Below are 5,684 nucleotides of genomic sequence, written 5' to 3' on the forward strand. Positions count from 1 at the left end.
CGCACCACGCGGCCGGCGAAGGCGGGGCAGCCCTCGGCGTCTTCGATGGCAATTGGGCGCGGCATCGGGAAACGGCCGGCGACCGGCGCGATGCTGCGGGCCTTCAGGGTGCCGATGCCGGCCGCAGCCAGGTCGCGGGCGATGCCCAGCACGCCCAGGCACTCCTGGCGGTTGGGCGTGATGGCGATGTCGAACACCGGGTCGTTGAGGCCGGCCCAGTCGATGTAGCGCGCGCCCAGCGGTGCCGCGTCGGGCAGGGCAATGATGCCGTCATGCTCGTCCGACAGTTCCAGCTCGCGCATGGAACACATCATGCCCTTCGATTCGACACCGCGGATCGCCGCCACCTTGAGCGTAATGCCGGTGCCCGGAACGAAGGTGCCGGGCGCGCCGAACACGCCCTTCATGCCGGCGCGTGCATTGGGGGCGCCGCACACCACCTGCACCGGATCGCCGTTGCCGGTGTCGACCATCAGCACCTGCAGCTTGTCGGCCTGCGGATGACGCTCGGCCGAGATGACATGGGCGATGGTGAAGGCGCCCAGGCGCTCCGCCGGGTTCTCGATGCCTTCCACCTCGAGGCCACAGCGGGTGAGCGCGTCGGCGATCTCGGCAACGCTGGCCGTGGTGTCGAGATGGTCCTTCAGCCAGGACAGGGTGAACTTCACAAGGCAGCTCCGGCGCTGATCGAGGGCAGGTCGAAGGCGGAAAAGCCGTGATGGCGCAGCCAGCCGATGTCGCCATCGAAGAAGGCGCGCAGATCGGTGAGGCCATATTTCAGCATGGCGAGGCGATCGACCCCGGTGCCGAAGGCAAAGCCCTGCCATTCGTTGGGATCGAGCCCGCAGGCGGCGATCACGCGCGGGTGGACCATGCCGGAGCCCAGCACCTCCAGCCACTTGTCGACATCCGCTGCTCCGGCCGGCTTGCCGGTTTTCGAGGAGTAACCGACATCGACCTCCACCGACGGCTCGGTGAACGGGAAATAGGACGGGCGGAAGCGCAGCGCCACGTCGTCCACCTCGAAGAAGGCCTTGATGAAGGTCTCCAGCGTCCAGCGCAGGTGCGCCAGCGTGATGCCCTTGTCGATCACCAGGCCTTCGATCTGGTGGAACATCGGCGTGTGGGTGGCGTCCGAATCGCTGCGATAGACACGGCCCGGTGCGATGATGCGGATCGGCGGCTGCTGCGCCATCATCGTGCGGATCTGCACCGGGCTGGTGTGGGTGCGCAGCACCAGATGTGGTTGTCCGTCGATGTAGAAGGTGTCGTGCATGGCGCGCGCCGGATGGCTTTCCGGGATGTTGAGCGCGGTGAAATTGTGCCAGTCGTCCTCGATCTCGGGGCCGGTGGCGACCGCAAAGCCCAGATCGGCGAAGATTTCCGCCAGTTCGTCCATCACCTGGGACACCGGATGGACGGAGCCGGCCGGCGGCAGGCTGACCGGCAGCGTCATGTCCTGCCGTTCGGCGGCGAGCTTGGCGTTGAGCGCCGCCTCGTCCAGCGCCGCCTTCTTCGCCGCCAGCGCCGCCGCCACCGCTTCGCGCAGGCCGTTGAAGGCCGGGCCGGCGACGCTGCGCTCCTCGGGGCTCATGCCGCCCAGCGTCTTCAAGAGCTGGGTGACCTGGCCCTGCTTGCCCATGGCGGCCACGCGCACCGCCTCCAGCGCGTCGGGCGCATCGGCGGCGGCGATCTGGCCCAGAATCTCGGCCTGCAGCGCGGCGGTATCGGTGCTCATCTGTTCAGCTCACATGCAAAAGGGGCGCGTGCCCGTGAAGGCACGCGCCCCTGTCAGCCCGTCAGGCAGCGTGGATTACGCGGCCTTGGCGTCCAGAGCGGCCTTCACCTGGCCGATGATGGCGGTAAAGCTTTCCGGCTGGTTCATGGCCAGATCGGCCATCACCTTGCGGTCAAGCTCCAGGCCCACCTGCTTCACGCCGTTCATGAACTGGCTGTAGGTCAGGCCATGTTCGCGCACGGCGGCGTTGATGCGCTGGATCCACAGGGCGCGGAAGTTGCGCTTGTTAACCTTGCGGTCGCGATAGGCGTACTGACCAGCCTTCTCCACCGCCTGCTTGGCAATGCGGATGGTGTTCTTGCGGCGGCCATAGAAGCCCTTGGCCTGATCCAGAATGCGCTTGTGCTTGGCGCGGGTGGTGACACCCCGTTTGATACGCATGGGTCAGCTCCTCACTTCAGGCCATAGGGCGCCCAGGCATGCACCCGGGCGGTATCGGCTTCCGAAAGCACGGAGGTGCCGCGATTCTGGCGGATATACTTGCTGTTGTGGCTGATCAGGCGGTGGCGCTTGCCGGCCACGCCGTGCTTGATCTTGCCCGACGCGGTGATCTTGAAGCGCTTCTTCACACCGCTCTTGGTCTTCATCTTGGGCATTTCGGTCTCCTTATAAGACGCATCGAAAACCGCCATGGCAGCCCTTTTAGCCAGGCGGTCCGGTTCATGCGAAGGGGCGGCCATAGCGGCTTGGCCCCAACACTGCAAGCGCCGGCGCAAGCTAGGCACGCGATTCTCTGTAGCGACTCGATTTTGTTCCTGTTATGTTCGGCCATTAACGCAGGAGGACAACATGATCGGCTATGTCACCGTGGGCACCAACGACCTGGCCCGGGCGGCTCGCTTCTATGACGCCATCGCCGCCGAGATGGGGGTGGGGCGCATGATGGATTTCGAAACGTTCATCGCCTGGGGCACGCCCGGCGGCGCCGCTGGCATCGCGGCGACGAAGCCTTTCGATGGCAATCCGGCCAGTGTGGGCAATGGCGTGATGGTCGCCCTCGAAGCCAAGGATGCCGCGCAGGTGGACAGGCTGCACGCCATCGCGCTGGCCCATGGCGGCAGCTGCGAGGGCCCGCCCGGCCCGCGCGGCGACAGCGGCTTCTATGCCGGCTATTTCCGCGATCCCGACGGCAACAAGCTGAATGCGTTTATCATGGGGTGAGCCGCGTTCTGGCGCGGCGCATCATGGGCCAGGCCCGGCCCTGTCTGTGAGCCGCGTTCAGGCGCGGCCGGGCGTGGCCGACAGGTTGGCGACCGCGATCCCGGTCAGCGCAAAGGCGCGTTCCCAGCGTTGTTCGGCCGGCGTTTCCCACACCGCGCCGGCATCGCCCGGCGCGATGTGCCAGCCATGCTGGCTGAGCTCGCCTTCCAGCTGCCCCGCCCCCCAGCCGGCATAGCCCAGCACCATGTGCCAGCGCCGGGGTCCTTCGCCGCGCGCGATTGCAGACAATATGTCGAGCGTGGAGGTGAAGGCCCAGGCGCTGCCGACCTGGATGGTGCCGGCGGCGGCATAGTCTGCTTCGTGCAGCACGAAGCCGCGCCCCGGCTCCACCGGTCCGCCGGCCAGAACCGGCACGTCAGGCGCCACGCCGGGTTCGATATCGAGCTGTTCGAGCAGATCGTGCAGCGTCAGGTCAGGGTGCACCCGGTTGACGATGAGACCCAGCGCGCCGGCCTCGTCGTGCACGCACATGGCGATCACCGTGCGGTCAAAGCGCGGATCGCCGATGCCGGGCATCGACAGCAACAACTGGCCGGTGAGGAAGGGCGCCGGGTCCACGGCTGCAGCATAGGGCCACGCTGGACGCCAGCCAAGGCCGGGGCTAGGGAAACGCGGCGCTTTTGCAGCCTGGAGAACGACGCATGACGATCAAGGTTGGTGATTCGATCCCCGCAATGACCCTCGTGAAGGCCACGGCTGACGGGCCGGCGCCGCTGGCCACGGCCGATCTGTTCGGTGGCCGCACCGTGGCGCTGTTCTCGGTGCCTGGCGCCTTCACGCCCACCTGCTCGGCCAAGCATCTGCCGGGCTTTGTCGACAAGGCCGAGGCGCTGCGCGCCAGGGGCGTGGACGAGATTGTCTGCCTGTCGGTCAACGATGCCTTCGTGATGGCGGCCTGGGGCAAGTCGGCCGGCGCCGAGGGCAAGGTGACGATGATCGCCGACGGCAATGGCGATTTTTCGAAAGCGCTCGGCCTCACCTTCGATGGCAGCGCCTATGGCATGGGCCTGCGCGGCCAGCGCTTTTCGATGATCGTCAAGGACGGCAAGGTGACCGAGCTCAACATCGAGCCGCCGGGCGCCTTCGGCGTGTCCTCGGCCGACCATCTGTTGGGCCAGATCGCCTGAGCCTCAAGCCCACCAGCCGGCTGGCCGACGCGCTGAGCGCCGGCCTCACCCGCCGCAACCTGCTCATCGCTGCGGCGGGCGGGGCCGGGCTTGCTGTCGGCTGGGCACTGTGGCCGCGCACCCGCGCGCTGAACTGGACGGCCGGGCCGGGCGAGACGCTGCTTGGCCCCTATCTGAAGATCGGCGCCGATGGCCGCGTGGTGGTGGCGGTGCCGCAGGCCGAGATGGGGCAGGGCATCTGGTCGGCGCTGGCACAGATCATCGCCGATGAACTGGGTGCCGATTGGCAGGCGGTGGGCGTGGAGCCGGCACCGCTGGGGCCGGACTATGCCAACCCCGGCCTTGCCATCGATGCTGCCGCCCACCAGTCCGAACCCATGCGCTCGCTGCTGCTGGGCGCCGGGCGGCGGGTGGCGAGCAGCCTTGATTTCCAGATCACCGGCGGATCGAACAGCGTGCGCGCCTGGGAAATGCCGCTGCGCGAGGCTGGCGCCGTGGCGCGCACCCTGCTGATCAAGGCCGCCGCCCGACGCTGGCAGGTGGACTGGCAGGAGGTGGACACCGCCGGCGGCTTTGCCGTCTACCAGGCCAACCGCCTGCCCTTTCACGCCCTTCTGGCCGATATCGACGCGAACGATGCGCCCGAACGCCCGGTGTTGCGGCCGGCGCGGTCGCTTGCCGGCCAGTCGGTGCTGCGGCTCGACGTGCCCGGCAAGGTCGATGGCTCGGCGCAGTTCGGCATCGACGTGCGCCTGCCCGGCCTGGCCTATGCCGCGATTGCCCAGGGCCCCATCGGTGCCCGCAGCGCCGGGATTGCCAGGAAGGCGCTGCCCAAGGGCGTGCAGCTGGTGGCGGAAGAGGGCTTTGTCGCCTGTGTCGCCGACAGCTGGTACAGCGCCCACCAGGCCCTCCAATCGCTCGACATCAAGTGGACGGCGGGGCCAGACATGCCGGGGCCATGGCAGATCGCGGCGGTGAAGGGCGCACTGGCCAGCGACGGCAAGCCGTTCGCGCCGACCGGCAGCATCGGCAGCTCGGTGCGCGATGATGGCAATGTCGAAGACGTGCTGTCGGGCGCCAATGGTGAGGGTGGGGGCGTGCTCAGCGTTGGCTACAGCCTGCCCTTCCTGGCCCATGCCTGTCTCGAACCGATGACCGCCACGGCGCGTGTGATGGATGACCGGGCCGAGATCTGGGCGCCGACACAAAGCGCCAGCCTGGCCGCCCGCGCCGTCGCCCGGGCGCTGGGCATCGGCAGCAGTGACGTGGTGGTGCATCCCACGCTGATCGGCGGCGGCTTCGGCCGCAAGGTGGAGGGCGATGCATGCGCGCAGGCGGCGCTGATCGCGCGGGCCGCCGGCCGCCCGGTGCAGCTGATCTGGAGCCGCGAGGAGGACATGGCCCACGACATGTTCCGCCCCGCCGTGGCCGCCCGGCTGCACGGCCGCGCCCGTCCCGATGGCATCATCGGCTGGAACGCGGCGATTGCGGTGCCCGATGTCGGCGCCGGCTTTGCCGCGCGTAACGTGTCGGGCCTG

General features: G+C 68.3%; 8 protein-coding genes. 3 read left to right on the forward strand and 5 right to left on the reverse strand.

The genetic code is table 11. The annotated features are described in order from the left end of the window. The 4 genes from ytpR to rpmI all read right to left on the reverse strand — a co-directional run. On the reverse strand, positions 1-668 hold a 668-nt coding region (gene ytpR, locus GJV64_RS10645), incomplete at its 3' end, for a YtpR family tRNA-binding protein (RefSeq protein WP_408014984.1). After that, a complete protein-coding gene (pheS, locus tag GJV64_RS10650) occupies positions 665-1,738 on the reverse strand; it encodes a phenylalanine--tRNA ligase subunit alpha (protein WP_164157212.1) in 1,074 nt (357 codons plus the stop codon). The genes ytpR and pheS, both read right to left, overlap by 4 nt. A 75-nt stretch (positions 1,739-1,813) precedes the next feature. After that, positions 1,814-2,179 (reverse strand): 50S ribosomal protein L20, encoded by a 366-nt coding sequence (gene rplT / locus GJV64_RS10655; protein WP_164157213.1) that lies wholly within the window; start codon positions 2,177-2,179, stop codon positions 1,814-1,816. A gap of 11 nt (positions 2,180-2,190) precedes the next feature. Then, positions 2,191-2,394, reverse strand: coding sequence for a 50S ribosomal protein L35 (gene rpmI, locus GJV64_RS10660; RefSeq protein WP_164157214.1), 204 nt, complete (start codon positions 2,392-2,394; stop codon positions 2,191-2,193). Positions 2,395-2,587: 193 nt separating this feature from the next. Here rpmI and GJV64_RS10665 point away from each other — a divergent pair, with 193 nt between their 5' ends. Further along, on the forward strand, positions 2,588-2,959 hold the full coding sequence (locus tag GJV64_RS10665; RefSeq protein ID WP_164157215.1) for a VOC family protein: 372 nt from the start codon (positions 2,588-2,590) through the stop codon (positions 2,957-2,959). Positions 2,960-3,016: 57 nt separating this feature from the next. Here the strand turns inward: GJV64_RS10665 and GJV64_RS10670 are convergent, their stop codons facing one another. Then, positions 3,017-3,577: a YqgE/AlgH family protein gene (locus tag GJV64_RS10670; RefSeq protein ID WP_408014985.1), complete on the reverse strand. Its 561-nt coding sequence runs from the start codon at positions 3,575-3,577 to the stop codon at positions 3,017-3,019. 83 nt (positions 3,578-3,660) lie between these two features. Here GJV64_RS10670 and GJV64_RS10675 point away from each other — a divergent pair, with 83 nt between their 5' ends. Together GJV64_RS10675 and GJV64_RS10680 are read left to right on the forward strand one after the other, a co-directional pair. Further along, positions 3,661-4,146: a peroxiredoxin gene (locus tag GJV64_RS10675; RefSeq protein ID WP_164157216.1), complete on the forward strand. Its 486-nt coding sequence runs from the start codon at positions 3,661-3,663 to the stop codon at positions 4,144-4,146. A 179-nt stretch (positions 4,147-4,325) separates the two neighbouring features. Next, the coding region (locus GJV64_RS10680; protein ID WP_268920643.1) for a molybdopterin cofactor-binding domain-containing protein at positions 4,326-5,684 on the forward strand (1,359 nt) is incomplete at its 3' end.

It is taken from the genome of Sandarakinorhabdus rubra, assembly GCF_010994245.1.
Classification (GTDB): Bacteria; Pseudomonadota; Alphaproteobacteria; order Sphingomonadales; family Sphingomonadaceae; genus Sandarakinorhabdus; species Sandarakinorhabdus rubra.

What these genes read in the sequence shown, in the direction of transcription:
- GJV64_RS10675 (WP_164157216.1), top strand. Translation starts at nt 3,661, where the DNA reads ATGACGATCAAGGTTGGTGATTCGATCCCCGCAATGACCCTCGTGAAG.
- rpmI (WP_164157214.1), bottom strand. Translation starts at nt 2,394, where the DNA reads ATGCCCAAGATGAAGACCAAGAGCGGTGTGAAGAAGCGCTTCAAGATC.
- rplT (WP_164157213.1), bottom strand. Translation starts at nt 2,179, where the DNA reads ATGCGTATCAAACGGGGTGTCACCACCCGCGCCAAGCACAAGCGCATT.
- GJV64_RS10665 (WP_164157215.1), top strand. Translation starts at nt 2,588, where the DNA reads ATGATCGGCTATGTCACCGTGGGCACCAACGACCTGGCCCGGGCGGCT.
- pheS (WP_164157212.1), bottom strand. Translation starts at nt 1,738, where the DNA reads ATGAGCACCGATACCGCCGCGCTGCAGGCCGAGATTCTGGGCCAGATC.